At 35.8% G+C, this 15,560-nt stretch carries 17 protein-coding genes; all 17 read right to left on the bottom strand.

Annotation, left to right across the window (positions count from 1 at the left end; translation table 11 throughout):
- Positions 1-2: 2 nt before the first annotated feature.
- A complete protein-coding gene (locus BHU72_RS07130) occupies positions 3-1,469 on the bottom strand; it encodes a flagellar assembly protein A (protein WP_083248310.1) in 1,467 nt (488 codons plus the stop codon).
- A gap of 24 nt (positions 1,470-1,493) precedes the next feature.
- Positions 1,494-2,267 (bottom strand): FliA/WhiG family RNA polymerase sigma factor, encoded by a 774-nt coding sequence (locus BHU72_RS07125; RefSeq protein ID WP_069701925.1) that lies wholly within the window; start codon positions 2,265-2,267, stop codon positions 1,494-1,496.
- A gap of 32 nt (positions 2,268-2,299) precedes the next feature.
- Positions 2,300-2,668, bottom strand: coding sequence for a hypothetical protein (locus tag BHU72_RS07120; protein WP_069701924.1), 369 nt, complete (start codon positions 2,666-2,668; stop codon positions 2,300-2,302).
- A gap of 30 nt (positions 2,669-2,698) precedes the next feature.
- The gene (locus BHU72_RS07115) at positions 2,699-3,316 is read right to left on the bottom strand and encodes a chemotaxis protein CheC (protein ID WP_436796453.1); all 618 of its coding nucleotides are present in this window, start codon (positions 3,314-3,316) and stop codon (positions 2,699-2,701) included.
- Positions 3,316-3,780, bottom strand: coding sequence for a chemotaxis protein CheW (locus BHU72_RS07110; protein ID WP_069702044.1), 465 nt, complete (start codon positions 3,778-3,780; stop codon positions 3,316-3,318). Before BHU72_RS07110 ends, BHU72_RS07115 begins: the two co-directional genes overlap by 1 nt.
- A 149-nt stretch (positions 3,781-3,929) precedes the next feature.
- On the bottom strand, positions 3,930-5,036 hold the full coding sequence (locus tag BHU72_RS07105; RefSeq protein ID WP_069701922.1) for a protein-glutamate methylesterase/protein-glutamine glutaminase: 1,107 nt from the start codon (positions 5,034-5,036) through the stop codon (positions 3,930-3,932).
- 18 nt (positions 5,037-5,054) lie between these two features.
- Entirely contained in the window at positions 5,055-5,915 is an 861-nt protein-coding gene (locus tag BHU72_RS07100; RefSeq protein WP_069701921.1) for a MinD/ParA family protein, read from the bottom strand.
- On the bottom strand, positions 5,908-7,161 hold the full coding sequence (gene flhF, locus BHU72_RS07095; RefSeq protein ID WP_069701920.1) for a flagellar biosynthesis GTPase FlhF: 1,254 nt from the start codon (positions 7,159-7,161) through the stop codon (positions 5,908-5,910). Before flhF ends, BHU72_RS07100 begins: the two co-directional genes overlap by 8 nt.
- Positions 7,158-9,194, bottom strand: a complete 2,037-nt coding sequence (gene flhA, locus BHU72_RS07090; protein ID WP_069701919.1) for a flagellar biosynthesis protein FlhA — start codon at positions 9,192-9,194, stop codon at positions 7,158-7,160. The genes flhF and flhA overlap by 4 nt, the downstream gene beginning before the upstream one ends.
- A gap of 36 nt (positions 9,195-9,230) precedes the next feature.
- Positions 9,231-10,319: a flagellar biosynthesis protein FlhB gene (gene flhB / locus BHU72_RS07085; protein WP_069701918.1), complete on the bottom strand. Its 1,089-nt coding sequence runs from the start codon at positions 10,317-10,319 to the stop codon at positions 9,231-9,233.
- 26 nt (positions 10,320-10,345) lie between these two features.
- On the bottom strand, positions 10,346-11,122 hold the full coding sequence (fliR, locus tag BHU72_RS07080; protein WP_083248309.1) for a flagellar biosynthetic protein FliR: 777 nt from the start codon (positions 11,120-11,122) through the stop codon (positions 10,346-10,348).
- A gap of 10 nt (positions 11,123-11,132) precedes the next feature.
- Positions 11,133-11,402, bottom strand: a complete 270-nt coding sequence (fliQ, locus tag BHU72_RS07075; RefSeq protein WP_069701917.1) for a flagellar biosynthesis protein FliQ — start codon at positions 11,400-11,402, stop codon at positions 11,133-11,135.
- A 17-nt stretch (positions 11,403-11,419) separates the two neighbouring features.
- Entirely contained in the window at positions 11,420-12,172 is a 753-nt protein-coding gene (gene fliP / locus BHU72_RS07070) for a flagellar type III secretion system pore protein FliP (RefSeq protein WP_069701916.1), read from the bottom strand.
- Positions 12,169-12,792 carry a flagellar biosynthetic protein FliO gene (locus BHU72_RS07065; RefSeq protein ID WP_069701915.1) on the bottom strand — a complete coding sequence of 208 codons (624 nt, stop codon included), beginning with the start codon at positions 12,790-12,792 and terminating at the stop codon, positions 12,169-12,171. The genes fliP and BHU72_RS07065 overlap by 4 nt, the downstream gene beginning before the upstream one ends.
- A 19-nt stretch (positions 12,793-12,811) precedes the next feature.
- Positions 12,812-13,174 (bottom strand): response regulator, encoded by a 363-nt coding sequence (locus BHU72_RS07060; RefSeq protein WP_069701914.1) that lies wholly within the window; start codon positions 13,172-13,174, stop codon positions 12,812-12,814.
- A 25-nt stretch (positions 13,175-13,199) separates the two neighbouring features.
- Positions 13,200-14,525, bottom strand: a complete 1,326-nt coding sequence (gene fliY, locus BHU72_RS07055; protein ID WP_069701913.1) for a flagellar motor switch phosphatase FliY — start codon at positions 14,523-14,525, stop codon at positions 13,200-13,202.
- The gene (gene fliM, locus BHU72_RS07050; RefSeq protein WP_069701912.1) at positions 14,518-15,513 is read right to left on the bottom strand and encodes a flagellar motor switch protein FliM; all 996 of its coding nucleotides are present in this window, start codon (positions 15,511-15,513) and stop codon (positions 14,518-14,520) included. The genes fliY and fliM overlap by 8 nt, the downstream gene beginning before the upstream one ends.
- Positions 15,514-15,560 lie beyond the last annotated feature (47 nt).

Below are 15,560 nucleotides of genomic sequence, written 5' to 3'. Positions count from 1 at the left end.
CATCACCTCATCGGCATAAAAGTAATTTCTCCGTCACTCTTATAAAAAATCACTCGACTAGTTAAATCTCTAATATACTTAATCTCATTTCCAATGACTAATTTAACGCCAGGGTAAATATTGGCGCCAACCTTAACCCTAGCATTAGAAGAATCTTGTAAAATCTGCTCTATTTCCTGCATTCTGATACTTGCGTGTTGCTTGAACTCTTTCATGGAATTTAAACTGCTTTCTAGTTTCTCACGAATGACTTCTTTATCAGGAGTAATTCTACCGGCATCCTTCAACCGATTTAACATAACTAAAGCTTGATCTGATTTATCATAGTTAGCAGCAATGTCCTTTAGCTTTTCACGAATCTCAACAAGTTCACTACGCAATTCTGGATGTACACCTACTTCGATTTCAGTAGGTGTTGCCATAGAATTTCCAATGACTCGTGCTATTACCTCTTCGCCGGCACGTATAAGACCACCTACGATTAAAGCTTTCTGACCTTCTAAAGAGACCATCTTACCAGCATTTACGTGACTATGCATAATACTATCTGTAACAATTATAGTATTATCTACTGTTACATTTGCATTCTGAATAAAGGAAGCTTTTAAGTTTTGTTTCGACCTTACATTCCCCTTATTATATCCGATGATGCCACCTAGTATTTCAATACTTCCTTCGGCTTCAACATTTGCTCCTTCAATATTTCCTTTGACACGAATATCCCCCTTGGCTTTTACAGAAAAGCCCGTTAAGATATTACCATTCACTAACACGGAACCTACAAAGTCTATGTTTCCTGTAGAAAAGTCAACATCGCCATGTACTTCATACACTGAAAAGACGTTGATTTTTCCACGCTCTGTAATGGATACTTGTCCATCGATGAGCGCATAAATAGAAGTACCTTCTTGGTTTACCACAACGTTTTTCCCTACTGGGAATCGTGGATCTTTTCCTACCTTCGGCTTGATTTCGTGACCGTATACATCTGTCCCAGATTTCCCTGGAACCGGAGGAATTTTTCTAGCAATCTCTTCACCTCGCAAAACAGTCGGGATATCTTTCACATGATAGAAATCAACCCTTCCATCTTTAAGTAGCAACGGAGCACTCTTTTTATCTAAGTCATCTCTTAACAATTCAATATAACCGTCTATGCCATTCTCTGACGGAACTCCTTTAGCAATCGTTAATGAACTGCCACGAAATGTTAATACGTTTTTACTAATATCCAAAAGTAATTCTTCAATAATTCCATAAGATATTTTGGCCTTGTTCAAAGCATTCTTAAGTATATCTGGCTCTACTGTATCTTCATCACACTTAGCATCAATAACCATTACAGCTTCTAACTTATCTTTCGTTACCTTTATTTGTATACCTTGATTCCAATCGAAAGGTTTTTTATCAACTTTTTCTTCCACAACATCATTAGTTAGAGCAGGGTTGTTATTTGCCTGGTTATCCATCGTATCACCTCCAATTAGAACAATTTAAAACAACTGCTTTTTCTGTCTACTTAAAAATCCTCTTAAACGTAAAATAGCTTTTGTGTGCAATTGTGAAATTCTACTCGTTGATACTGATAAGACCTTTGCAATTTCAGTTAAAGTTAAATCTTCATAGTAATACATACTTACAACAATTTTTTCTTTCTCTGGTAATTTCTCAAGAGCTTTTATTAAAATATTTTTCGATTCATTCAAATCTAATTGCATCTCAGGCAAAATTACTTTCTCGTCTGGAATAACATCCCTGAATGCATTGCCATCTTCTCCCACTGAATCATCAATTGATATAAACGTTGTCATCTGTACATCCTGCAACAGTTGATAATATGCTTCCATACTAATTCCAAGATATTCAGACATTTGTTCGTCTGTTACAGGTTCCTTTTGAGAGGATTGTAAGGTATGAAATGCCTCCTCAAGTTCTTTAGATTTCTTTCTTACTCCTCTAGGCACCCAGTCCGCTTTTCTTAAACCATCAATAATAGCACCTTTAATTCTCCAAATTGCAAAAGTCTCAAATTTCCAACCTCGGCCTAAATCGAAACGTTCTAACGCTTCAATCAACCCGATATGTCCTAAACTAACTAAATCGTCCTTCTGAATAGAAGCCGGTAAATTTATGGAGACACGATCAGCGACATATTCCACTAATGGCAAATAAGAGACAATGAGGTTCTCTTTTGTCTCTTGATTCTTATCAGTACTCCACTTTTCCCAATATTCGTTAATTTGAGGTGTTGAATATCGATTTCCCATGGCATATCCATCCCATTAGTAAGTCTTGACTGTTAGCTTTTTTTATCATCATCGAAATTCCTAAGAATTTTTGCAATCATTTCTGGATCCATATTATCTATATCTAGTTCATCATATTTAAGAGGCTGAAAATCTATATCTTCATTATTATTAACTTTATTAGCATCTGATGTTTCCCCTGAAACGCTAGACTGTGCATCTAAATCTTGCTGACAATTCTCTACCTGATCAAACGCCATGATTTCTTTCTCTAGTAGTTTTTCAATTATTGTTGCAATAATGTAAAAAAGAATAAAAGAAAAAATACTTCTCTTAATTGCTGTAAAAAAAACGTTACTATAAATGCTCACTAAAAAAGTTAGTACAAATGCAGAAATAGAAACGAAAATGCGAAGCTTCATTGGCTGTTCTCCTATAATATGAAACAAATCTTACACCCCTAAAGAAGTAAACAATATTTCGAATGATTCAGGGTCCGGAAGTAAAAAGAAATGTCCATTTAATTTTTCGCTTTTTTCTGTACCTGGTTGTATTTCTGTATCAATTACTAGTGCATAGTCTCCACTTCTCCCTAGTTCTATTAACCCATAACTCAAGATTGCACCAGCCATATCAATCGCTAATGCAGGAACACTTGGTTGCAAGTTCATCTTCGTAAGATCCGAAAGAGATGTGAGGTAGGAACCAGCAAGAATATTTCCTATTTCTTGTAAAGCAGATAATTCAAGTTCTGAAAATTCTTCGTCATTTTGACTTGGGCCAACAATATCACGAATTAATGATTTTGCTGAATCCATTCCTAAGATAAAAAACATATTTCCTGGTATATCGCCTTCTACTCTTAGAAACACAGTGACAATTATTGTTTCCTCACCACCTACAAACTCAGCGATTTCATGAAACGATAAGATTTGAACTCGTGGTACATTCATATCCACTGGCTTTTTCAATAGTTTTGATAACGCTGTGGCAGCATTCCCTGCTCCAATATTACCAATTTCTCTGAGGACATCGAGTTGAAATTCATTTATATTTTTGATTGGATCGATCATATTGATTTTCCTATCTCTTCAAGTTTTTTTATTTCTACTGTATCTAATACCTTATCTAAGTTAAGTAAAATTAGCAGTCTATCGTCTAGTTTTGCTACTCCTCTTAAATAAGCAGCATCTACATTTCCTACAACCTTAGGTGGAGCTTCAATCAGATTGCCTGGAATATCAATTACATCATTCGCAGAATCTACAATAAGCCCTATTTGCATACCTTCTACACCTACAATGATAACTCTAGAGCTATCAGTCGCTTCAAGATACTCCATTCCTAAGCGTGTTCTTAAATCAATAATTGGAGTAACATTGCCTCTAAGGTTTATGATTCCTTTAACGAAATTTGCACTTTGGGGAATCTTGGTGACATTTTGGACTCTTTCGATTGACTTTACCTGGTTCACTTCTACGCCGTATTCCTCAGAATCTAGTCGAAAAACAATGACTTTGATTTCCATACTCATTGATTGATTGATATTTTCAACCAAACAGAACTCCCCCTTTACAAATATTCTATTTCCTATCAAGAAATCTTATTATACGTTTCCTTTATAAAATCACTATTTGTATATTTATTTCTATAACTAAAGTGGATTATCCTCTTTTCACATCATTAGTTTTTCGCATGTTTTATAATCTCAGATGCAATTTTCTCTAAAGGCACTATATCATCTATTAGTCCAGTAGCTATTGCAACCCTAGGCATCCCAAACACAACACAGGTGCTCTCGTCTTCAGCTATTGCATAAGCTGATTTTTGTTTAATAGCCACTAACCCTTTCGATCCATCACCACCCATGCCCGTCATGATTACGACAATCTTTTTCATTGGGAGTAACTCAGCAATTGAAAGAAATAGATAATCAACAGAAGGTTTATGGCCAGAGTATGGTTCAGCCTCTATATCAATTCTTATTTGATATTCGCCATTACGATTTTGTGAAATGCTCATCTGATGTGCACCTGGGGCAAGATATGCACATCCATTCTGTAAAATCATCTTATCCTCAGCTTCAAAAACTTTAATCTCACTAATCGAGTCCAATCTTTCTGCTAAGGATTTCGTAAAACCTTGTGGCATGTGTTGTACAATGACAATACTAGCTTGAATATCTTTAGGGAGCTTAGTAATTACATTTTGTAAAGCTCTTGGACCACCTGTAGATGTACCAATAGCAATAATCGTGTCAACTTTAGAAGTATTCATAGTCATATTTTTTTCTTCAATTTTCTTAGATTTATAGTTGATATCCGGAGGCTTTGTTAACACCTTATCTTTAATCGACATTCTTGGTAATTTTAAAATTCTATTCTTACTAGCAGATGCTAAGTGGATTTTTTCAATGAGTTCTGCTTTAATCTTTTCTATATCTAAGGAAATTGGTCCAGAAGGTTTTCCTATAAAGTCAAATGCTCCAAGCTCTAACGCTTTGATTGTCTCTGTTGTCCCTACATGGGTTAAACTGCTTAACATAATCACAGGTAATGGTGAAGTTCTCATAATCTCTTTTAGTGTAGTAATCCCATCCATTTTCGGCATTTCAACATCTAACGTAATTACATCCGGTTGTAATGATTCAATTTTCGATAATGCCTCTTCTCCATTTCTTGCGGTGCCAACTACTTGCAAATGTTCATCAGATTGAATCATATCAGTAATCATCTTTCTCATAAATGCGGAGTCATCAACGATTAGAACTTTTATATAGTTATTATCCATTGATGATTCACCCCTTCGTTATCTTAGAAGCCTTAACATTTTGCTCATAAAGCTAGTGATTCCTTGTTGTTTATCATCACTTTCTACCTTATGATTTAAAAATTCATTTGTAACATCCCTCATAGCCTGCGATGCATCAGTCGTCGGATGCATTAAGTAAAATGGTTTTTGTTTCTTAACAGCTTGTAATACATTTTGATCATCAGGTAGAAGACCGAGGAATGATAAATCAATATTCAAAAATCTTTTTGTTACTAATTGCAATTTTTCACTTGTGGCTTTACCTTCAATATTATTCATAACACGATTTACGATTAATCGATATTTTATATCTTGTGAAATATTGTGTACCATTTTGACAATTGCATATGCATCCGTAATTGAAGTTGGTTCAGGCGTAGTAACTAATATGACTTCATCTGCGGCTACTATTAACCTTGCAGTCTCTTTTGATAGTCCTGCACCTGTATCAATCAGTATATAGTCTGCATAATTACTTAGGAGATCGATTTGTTTCAGGAAGTGCTCAAGTTGACTCTCATTCAAGCTAAGTAAGTCCTGAATCCCCGACCCCCCTGCTACAATGTCAATTCCATATTCACTTTTATACAGGACATCCCATATCGTAACATGATCATAAATAATATTCGCTAAGTTCATCTTTGTACTTACACCTAAAAGTACATCTATATTAGCCAAGCCTAAATCGGCATCTAAAATTACAACTTTTTTCCCATATTCTTTTAAACACAATGCAAAGTTGAGGGTAAAATTAGATTTACCTACTCCCCCCTTACCACTTGTCACTGTAATTACGCGAGCTTTTTTTGCTTTATTTTGTGATACTAGTTGCCTTAATCTAGCTGCTTGATCATTCATTTAGCTCACCCACTATCAGTTTCGCTAGGTTTTTCGGGTTTATAAACACAATATCTTCAGGCACATTTTGGCCATTCGTCAAAAAAGATAGTGTTTTATTATGATTCTGTAGCATGTTTAATATAGCTCCATACGAACTAGTTTCATCAATCTTTGTAAAAATTATATTATTTATATTTGCAGTTTTAAAACTATTGGCAATGTCATTCATGTCTTTTTGTTTCGTTGTCATACTGAGTACTAAATATGATTCATCTGGCTGCGCAACACTTAAAAGACTTTTTAATTCTGTTAAATACATATCTTTACGATAATTTCTTCCAGCAGTATCTATTAATATGATATCACGTTCTTTTAAATTATAAATAGCTTTTTTCATATCATCATGAGTAATTACAATTTCAATCGGTATGTTTAATATATTGGCATACGTTCGAAGTTGATCAACAGCTGCAATTCTATATGTATCAGCAGTAATTAAACCTACCGTTAATTTCTTTTCTAATAGATAATAAGCAGCTAGTTTAGCAATTGTCGTAGTTTTTCCAACACCAGTTGGTCCAACAAATGCGTAAATCTGCTGTTTGGTAATCGGTGGTTGCGACTTATAATTTTTTTCAATAAGTTTAGCAACTTCATTTTGTAATATTTCATTAAGATATGTTTGTGCTACGTGTCTAGGTGAACCTAACTTTTCCATGATATTTGAAATAATTGAACTAGCTAGAGCTTCTTCAATATCTCTTTCTACTAAATGATTGTAAAGCTTTTTAATATTCTCCGGGAAATCATCGTTAGAATGTTTGCACATCATTCGTACAAACATTCCTTTGATTTCTTGTATCTCTTCCATCATTTTCTCTTCCGTTACCCGAGTAGAAGCTGGAGTTTGAACCTGTGGTTTGGAAACAATAGGCTCCCTTAGTGATTCAAAATTAATGGCAACAGGATTTGATTCGGTCTCTTGGCTTTGATTAGATTGAACATTTCCGTTTAATGTTTGTTGTTTTGAGTACTCTGTAACAAAGATAGGAGGTACTAATGGTTTCTCAGGAGATATCACATTTTTCTTTACCTTTGGTTCAATGGCAGCAATTACTTCTAATTTCTGCTTACTGAACATGCCTAAAAAACCGCCTACTTTAATTTTCTTTTGATCAAGGATAACGGCGTCATGACCAAGGTCTTTTCGAATTAACACTAATGCCTCAGGCATATTATCTACAATGTATTTTTTTACTCTCATGATAATTCCACCATCCCAACACTTTGTACTTCCACAGAGGATTCTAATTCATTATACGATAGAACAATCACATCTGGCAAAACAGGTTCAATAAGTCTCTTTAGGTGGTAGCGAATATTTGGTGCAACTAATAGTATCGGGGCTTGTCCCATTTCCACTAAACGTGCAACCTGCTTGTGGATTGCATGATAAATCTGCTGTGATACCTCAGGATTAACCGCCAAGTATGAATTTTGATCATCTTGATGTATATTCTCTGCAACTATATTTTCAATTTCTGGACTCATTGTTAATACTCTCAACGGCTCATTCCCGTCTTTAAATTGATTCGTAATTTGTCTTTTTAAATACGCTCTGACATACTCCGTTAATAAATTTGGGTCCCTTACAGTTTGTCCATAATCCGCTAAACATTCAAATATGGTTGATAAATTTCTTATAGAAACCTTTTCACGCAACAAATTAGCTAGTACTTTTTGAATATCTCCAACAGTCATGACTTGAGGAACTAACTCATCTACAACTGCTGGGTAATTCTCTTTCACTTTATCGACTAATGCTTTGGTTTCTTGTCGTCCTAATAATTCATGCGCGTGTTTCTTAATGACTTCCGTTAAGTGTGTTGCAACAACGGATGGTGCGTCAACAACTGTGTAACCAGATAATTCGGCTTTCTCTTTCATGTCTTCACTGATCCATAATGCAGGTAGACCAAAAGCTGGTTCCATGGTCTCTATACCGTGAATATCCTCATCATCAATTCCAGGACTCATTGCTAAGTAATGATCTAATAACAGTTCTCCTGTCGCTACTTCATTTCCTTTAATTTTTACAACGTATTCATTAGGCTTTAGTTGAATATTGTCACGAATTCGAATCACTGGTACAACTAAGCCCATTTCTAAAGCTATTTGCCTACGAATCATAATTACACGATCCAAAAGATCTCCACCTTGATTCGTATCTGCTATAGGTATTAGACCATAACCAAATTCAAACTCAATCGGATCCACTTGTAATAAATCTAACACACTTTCTGGACTTCTAATGTCTTCTGTACTAGATTCTGTTTCTTGATCTTCTACTATAGTTTCTTCTTTATTACTTTCCAATTGTAGTCTATAACCTGAGTATGCAATAACAGCAGCGATAGGCAATGTAAGTAACATTCCTATCGGTGTCGCTAACCCCATTAACAGAATAACAACAGCAACTACATAGAATAGTCTTGGATAGGAAAACACCTGATTTGCAAAATCTTGTCCAAGATTGGAACCTGTAGCAGCTCTAGTTACAATTAAGCCAGTTGCAGTAGAAATTAGTAATGCAGGAATCTGACTGACAAGTCCATCCCCAACAGATAGCAATGTGAATCTAGACATTGCATCAGTAAATGTTAGGTTTAATTGAACCATACCGATAATAAATCCACCGATAATATTTACAAGCACAATTACAATTCCGGCAATCGCATCTCCTTTTACGAATTTAGATGCTCCGTCCATCGCCCCGTAGAAATCGGCTTCATTTTGTATTTTTTCACGACGGTTTTTCGCATCTGTTTCAGTTATGATTCCAGCATTTAAATCTGCATCGATACTCATCTGTTTTCCTGGCATTGCATCAAGGGTGAAACGGGCAGCTACCTCAGCAACACGCTCAGAACCCTTAGTAATAACAAGAAATTGGACTATTACTAGAATTAAGAATACAATAAACCCGACTACGGCATTTCCGCCGACTACGAATTCTCCAAATGTCTCTACTACTTTTCCAGCGTACCCTTCCGATAAAATTGAACGTGTTGTTGATACGTTAAGAGCTAGGCGAAAAAGTGTTGCTATTAATAATACAGAAGGAAATATAGAAAATTGCAATGGCTCTGTAGTTTGTATTGAGATTAGGAGTATCAATAGTGCCAAACTAATATTCAATATTAACATGATACTTAGTAAGCCCGTAGGTAATGGAATAACCATCATTACTACAATGCCTACTAAAGCAATTATTATTCCATAATCTGATACGCGCACGTAATGATCTCCTTTCTTACTATTTATATATATATATTAAACCTTTCCCTTTAACTTGTATACATAAGCTAGTACTTCAGCAACAGCTTGGAACAAGGATTCAGGAACTGCATCGCCAACCTCTAAAGTTTTGTATAGGGTTTGTGCGAGTGGTTTATTTTCAACAAGTGGTATATCGTATTCAGTAGCAATTTCTCTGATTCTCAAAGCAAGGTGATCTGTTCCTTTAGCTATCATAATAGGAGCAATCATTTCGTCAGGGTTATATTGTATTGCAATAGAAAAGTGCGTCGGGTTTGTTATGATAACATCGGCCTTAGGAACATTACTCATCATTCTTTGAATCGCCATTTTTCTTTGAATTTCTTTACGCTTCCCTTTAATTTTAGGGTCACCTTCAGATTTCTTGTATTCATCTTTAATATCTTTTTTCGACATCCGAATCGACTTTTCATGCTCATATTTTTGGTATACAAAATCAGGAATGGATAGAATCAATAGGACTAAAGCGACACGCCAACCAATATCAATTGCCAAATCAGCTGTAAAACCAATGATTTCAATTAGTTCTAATCGATTTAAATGAAACAATGTCTCTTTCTGAAAATATACAGATAAAAAAGCTACGGATGATATAATAGCAATTTTTAAGATAGACTTGAAAAGTTCGACTAAGGAACGCACGGAAAACATCCGTTTTAACCCACTTATTGGATTAATCTTTTCTAGTTTCATCTTTAACGGATCAGTTGTAACCATAAATCCGACCTGAATTAGGTTAGCCGAAACTCCTGCTACCATCGCTACTAGCATTACAGGAAGAACTACTAGGAAACTAGTATACAGCATATCGATCGTAATTACTTTTAAGTTATCGGTGTTAGCTTCCCATAGAACATATTCTGATAAATTCGTCTGGAAAATGGTAAGGACATTGTTCGCCATAAATGGGCCAAAGAATTTTAAAATTAAGAACGAAAAAAGAAGGACTAACGCAGTGTTGATTTCGTTACTCCTTGCTACTTGACCTTTTTCACGCGCTTCTTGTCTTTTCTTAGGTGTGGCTTTTTCAGTTTTTTCATCGGCAAAATGTTGGAGATTTAGTTGAATAAGATATTCAGACATTGTGTTATCTCCCTACTAATATAAAATCACGGATTACTATTAGCAATTATATGAATCATTATATAAATACTCTCAACCATATCCATAAACAAGGTGTCTAGCATAAAAAGAAATGTTGGAAGTGTTATATACATAAGAAGAAGACCTAACGCAATTTTTAATGGCATACCTACTACGAAAACGTTCATTTGGGGAACTGTCCGAGCCGTAATCCCTAATGAAATCGTAGTTAATAATAGTATAAACACAATAGGTGCAGCTATCTTAATCGCACTGACAAACATTACATTAAAAGCGCTAACAATATATTCAGCATATCGACCATCTAAATATAAATGGCCAATCGGGATTTTTAGAAAGCTATCAATATATGCTTGAATTATCACATGATGAATATTTAATGATAAAAATATTAGGATTGCAAGATAATATTTAAAGAAACCCATAATCGGAACTTGTGTACCTGTCTGAGGGTCGACTACATTCGCTATACCAAAGCCCATCTGAACATCAATAAACTGTCCTGCAATTTGTAATGCTGCCATGAACATCGCAGCTAAAAATCCCATAATCAAACCTATGATTACTTCTTTAAAAACAAAAAAAATATATGCGCCATCTAAAGGTATCAATTCTTGTTCTGTAGAAATTGTAGAATATGCTATGATGGCGAGGAAAAATGCAGTACCTACTCTAAAAGTTGCAGGAATTCCTTTTCCACTAAAAAAAGGTACTATCATAAACATCGATAAAATTCTCGTAAATACTAACATGAATACAGGAAGCTGGTTTAGCATCTCCATAAGATCATTCCTATCCTATAAATAGATGCAAATTTTCAAATATTTCAAGAGCAAAATCCAATAAGACGTTGATCATCCAAGGTGCAAATACGATTAATGAAATCAGAATGCCAGCAATTTTTGGAACAAATGTTAATGTCTGTTCCTGAATTTGAGTAGTTGCCTGAAAAATACTTATTATTAAACCAATACCTAGACCGACTGCTAGCATAGGGCCTGCAACTTTTAAGACAACTACTACTGCATCCTGTCCTAATTTAATTACAAAGTCTGGCGACATAACGTATCTCCTCCTTTTCAATTAAAGCTAATGAGAAGCGACCGGACAATTAAATACCAGCCGTCAACAAGAATAAATAATAGAATTTTAAATGGAAGAGATATCATTACAGGTGGTAACATCATCATACCCATAGACATAAGCACACTCGCTACAATCATGTCCAATATTAAAAAAGGAATAAAAATCATGAAACCTATTTGAAAGGCTGTCTTTAGTTCACTTATAGCAAACGCTGGAACAAGCGCTGTCATCGGTATATCATCAATTGTATTCGGCGGTGGAATTTGGGCATAGTTTAGAAATAACGATAAGTCCTTTTGTCTTGTATGTTTTGCCATAAATATTTTAAAAGGTTTGGCTGCTAATTCTAATGCTTCAACTTGTTCAAGCTCTCCAGCTAGATAAGGTTGTAATGCCGTATCGTTCACCTCAGCAAAAACTGGTGTCATTATAAAAAAAGTAATAAATAATGCCAGTCCAATAATCACTTGATTCGGTGGCATCTGGTTAGTCGCTAGTGCATTCCTAGTAAAGGAAAGCACAACAACGACTCTAGTAAAACAAGTCATGAGAATTAGAATAGCTGGTGCAATTGATAGAATCGTTAAAAGAAAAATTAATTGCAAAGTTACCGATACATCCGCAGGATTATCAGTTGTTTCTAATCCAATATTAAGACCAGGTATTCCTGGTATCTCCGTAGCATGACTCACATTGGGAAAGAGAGTAATAGAAATTAGTAAAGTAATGAGCAGTAGTTTTCTCATAGATACTCCCTCTCATTTTCACGTTGATCATGCTGTAGGGAATTCTTCCGATCTTTTAGCTCGGTCAATTTTTTCTTGAAGATATTCTCAAATTGACTGGGCATGCTATTGTTTGAAGCATCAGTGTCATAGCTTTCTTCCATGTCTGCAAAAAACTCTGTTCCCTCTTCTTCCGATAGCTCTTTAATTAAATTAATATTATCCCCTACACCAATGACATAAATTTTTTTCCCCACTCTAATAATTTGAAGTGTCTTGTTTTGCCCAAGTGCGTGTACTCCAAGTGTTTGAGTGTTTTGTGAGCTTTGTGAACGTTTTCTTTTTTCCGATATAATTCTAGCTCCAAAGTATATGATAGCAACTATCGCAGTTGTGGCTAATACTAATTTGAAAAATGCAGTGAGAAACATCCAAGTCGAACTAACCTCATTACTCGTATTACTTGAAGTCTCTTCAGTCGACCCAGGTATTTGATCAAGTGTTTTTGTTTCATTAGAATTTTTATCGCCTAGTAAACTATCATATACATTATCGGACGCTACTGCTGAGATTGGCATATATATATAAATACACATAGTAGTAAAAAGGATTGCTATGATGAGTTTACCATAGTTGTTCACCGCTTCACCACTTTCTAATTTATCCTAATGATTTATTAATTGCTTCTAAAACTCGATCAGCTTGAAATGGCTTGACAATAAAATCCTTTGCACCAGCTTGAATCGCATCTATAACCATTGCCTGTTGTCCCATTGCCGAACACATTAAAACTTTGGCAGAAGGGTCTACTTTTTTAATTTCTTTTAAGGCAGCAATTCCATCCATCTCAGGCATAGTAATGTCCATTGTAACCAAATCTGGTTTTAGTTCTTTATATTTTTCGACTGCTTGTGCACCATCAGCAGCCTCAGCGACAACCTCAAAGCCGTTTTTCGAGAGTATATCTTTAATCATCATCCTCATAAAGGCTGCATCGTCAACAATCATTATTCTTGCTGTCATTTCATCCCCTCCTCCTTCAAGTAAACTATTGAAGTTTCTGCACACGTTCAATCTGACTTATGATATCCGTGATACGAACCCCAAAGTTTTCATCTATAACAACTACTTCACCTTTTGCAATAAGTTTATTGTTAACTAGAACATCTACCGGTTCACCAGCTAAACGATCAAGTTCTATGATTGAACCTTGACTCAACTCTAAAATATCTTTAATTTGTCGCTTTGTTCTTCCTAATTCTACTGTAATTTGCAACGGAACGTCTAGTAACAAATTAAGGTTTCCTTCACCAGCAAATTTACCTTTTTGTGGGTCAAAGCTTGTAAATTGCGCAGGTTGAAGATTCGGTTGTATCCCTCCAAAAGTCTGAGGTTGTGGAGGTGGATAATTATAATACGGTTGCTGTGGATATCCATTTTGAGGATATCCTGGCGGTTGTTGATACCCATAATTCGGTGGATACCCCATATTTTGAGGTGGCATCTCTTGTGCTGGATATCCTTGAGCTGGTTGTTGTGCAGCCATTGGTTGCTCTTGGTAAGTTGGAGCTTGAGGCTGTGGAGGAACTGGAGTCGCTGCAGCAACTGGCTTCTCTTCCTTTTTCGGTGCAGGAGCTGGCTCACTATCCATCCCAGATGTTAATCTTGCTACCATATCTTTAGCAAAATGAATCGGAACTAATTGCATTAAGTAGGAATCAATTAAGTCCCCTACAATTAGTCGAAACGAAATGCGAATGAAAATATCTTCATCAGGCAGCATGTGAAGACCTTCAGATTTCTCAAAATCTAATACTTTGGTCTCTGGCGGGGAAATGTTTACGAAATCGTTAAAAATCGTTGACATTGCTGTAGCCGCCGATCCCATCATTTGATTCATTGCTTCAGCTACGGCACTCGTGTGTAATTCAGATAATTCTTGACTTTGATCCGGATGACCGTCGCCACCCATCATGAGGTCAGCAATAATTCTCGCATCACTCACTTTAATGACAAGCAAGTTGTTCCCTTCAAAGCCGCTAGTATAACCCACATTCACAGCTACATGTGGCATTGGAAATTCATTGACAACTTCTTCTCTTGCTATAGCTGAAACTGTTGGTGTAGTGATATCTACCTTTTGACCTAATAATGTAGATAGCGCTGTTGCCGCACTCCCAAAAGATATATTTCCGATTTCCCCCAAGGCATCTCGTTCAAATTCATTCAAGAAATTCCCAACTTGAACGTTTGATGCAGCTGAAGTTGCTGAACTCTCAGTTGAACTAGTATATGATGCTTGCTCATCGTCATCAGAGGATCCCGCTTTTAATAATGCATCTATTTCTTCTTGAGAAAGCATATCTCTACCCATTTTCTTCAACACCTTCCTCTAGAACTTCAGTAATCTGTAAAGCAACACGTTTCTTAGACAACCCTGGCTGCGCCTTGAACTTTACTAAATTCCCAACACGAACATTGATATCATCTTCAAACATATTGTCAAGTTGAATGACATCTCCAATATTCAAACTGAGGAACTCACCTATAGAGATGATAGAAGCACCTAATTCTGCCTTTACCGTTACTGATGCTTTCTTAACGCGTTCCTGAATATGAAAGACTTCTTTATCTGATCTAGATTTCTTTTGAGATGCAAACCAATGATGTGCCGTTAGTTTCGGCATGATCGGCTCTAATACAACATGCGGAAGACAAAGGTTAATCATCCCGGTGGCTTCGCCAATTTTTGTTTGAAATGATATAACCGCTACCGTTTCATTTGGAGAAACTATTTGCATAAATTGTGGATTTGTTTCCAGTATATCTAGTTCCGGATCTAAGTCTATAATTGTTCTCCAAGCCTCTGCGAAATTCTCTAATGCTTTATTAAAGATTCTCTCCATGACAATTGTTTCAATTTCCGTAAGACTTCTAAACTTCTCTGCACTAATACCTTGGCCGCCCATTAAACGATCTAGCATTGCATACGCAATATTTGGATTTACTTCCATCACCAGTCGTCCTTCTAATGGAACAGCTTCGAAGACATTTAAAATCGTCATTTTAGGTATTGAGCGAATAAACTCGTCATATGGTAATTGGTCAACGGAAGCTACAGTGATTTGCACAAAAGTTCTAAACTGAGCAGAAAAATAACTCGTAAGTAACCTTGCGAAATTCTCGTGAATACGCGTTAAGCTTCTTGTCTGATCCTTTGAAAATCTATACGCTCTTTTAAAGTCATAAGTTTTAACCTTTTTTTGCACTTCATCCTTACGTATTTCCTCTGCATCTAATTCACCAGAGGATAATGCGGTAAGAAGGGCGTCAATTTCACTTTGAGAGAGTACCTCACTCACAAGACCACCCACTTTTCTCATCAATCTATATTTCGATTATGATTATT

This window comes from Desulfuribacillus stibiiarsenatis, from assembly GCF_001742305.1.
Lineage (GTDB): Bacteria > Bacillota > Bacilli > Desulfuribacillales > Desulfuribacillaceae > Desulfuribacillus_A > Desulfuribacillus_A stibiiarsenatis.
Note: the sequence above shows the minus strand (reverse complement) of the source record. Positions and strands in the feature narration are given on the sequence as shown.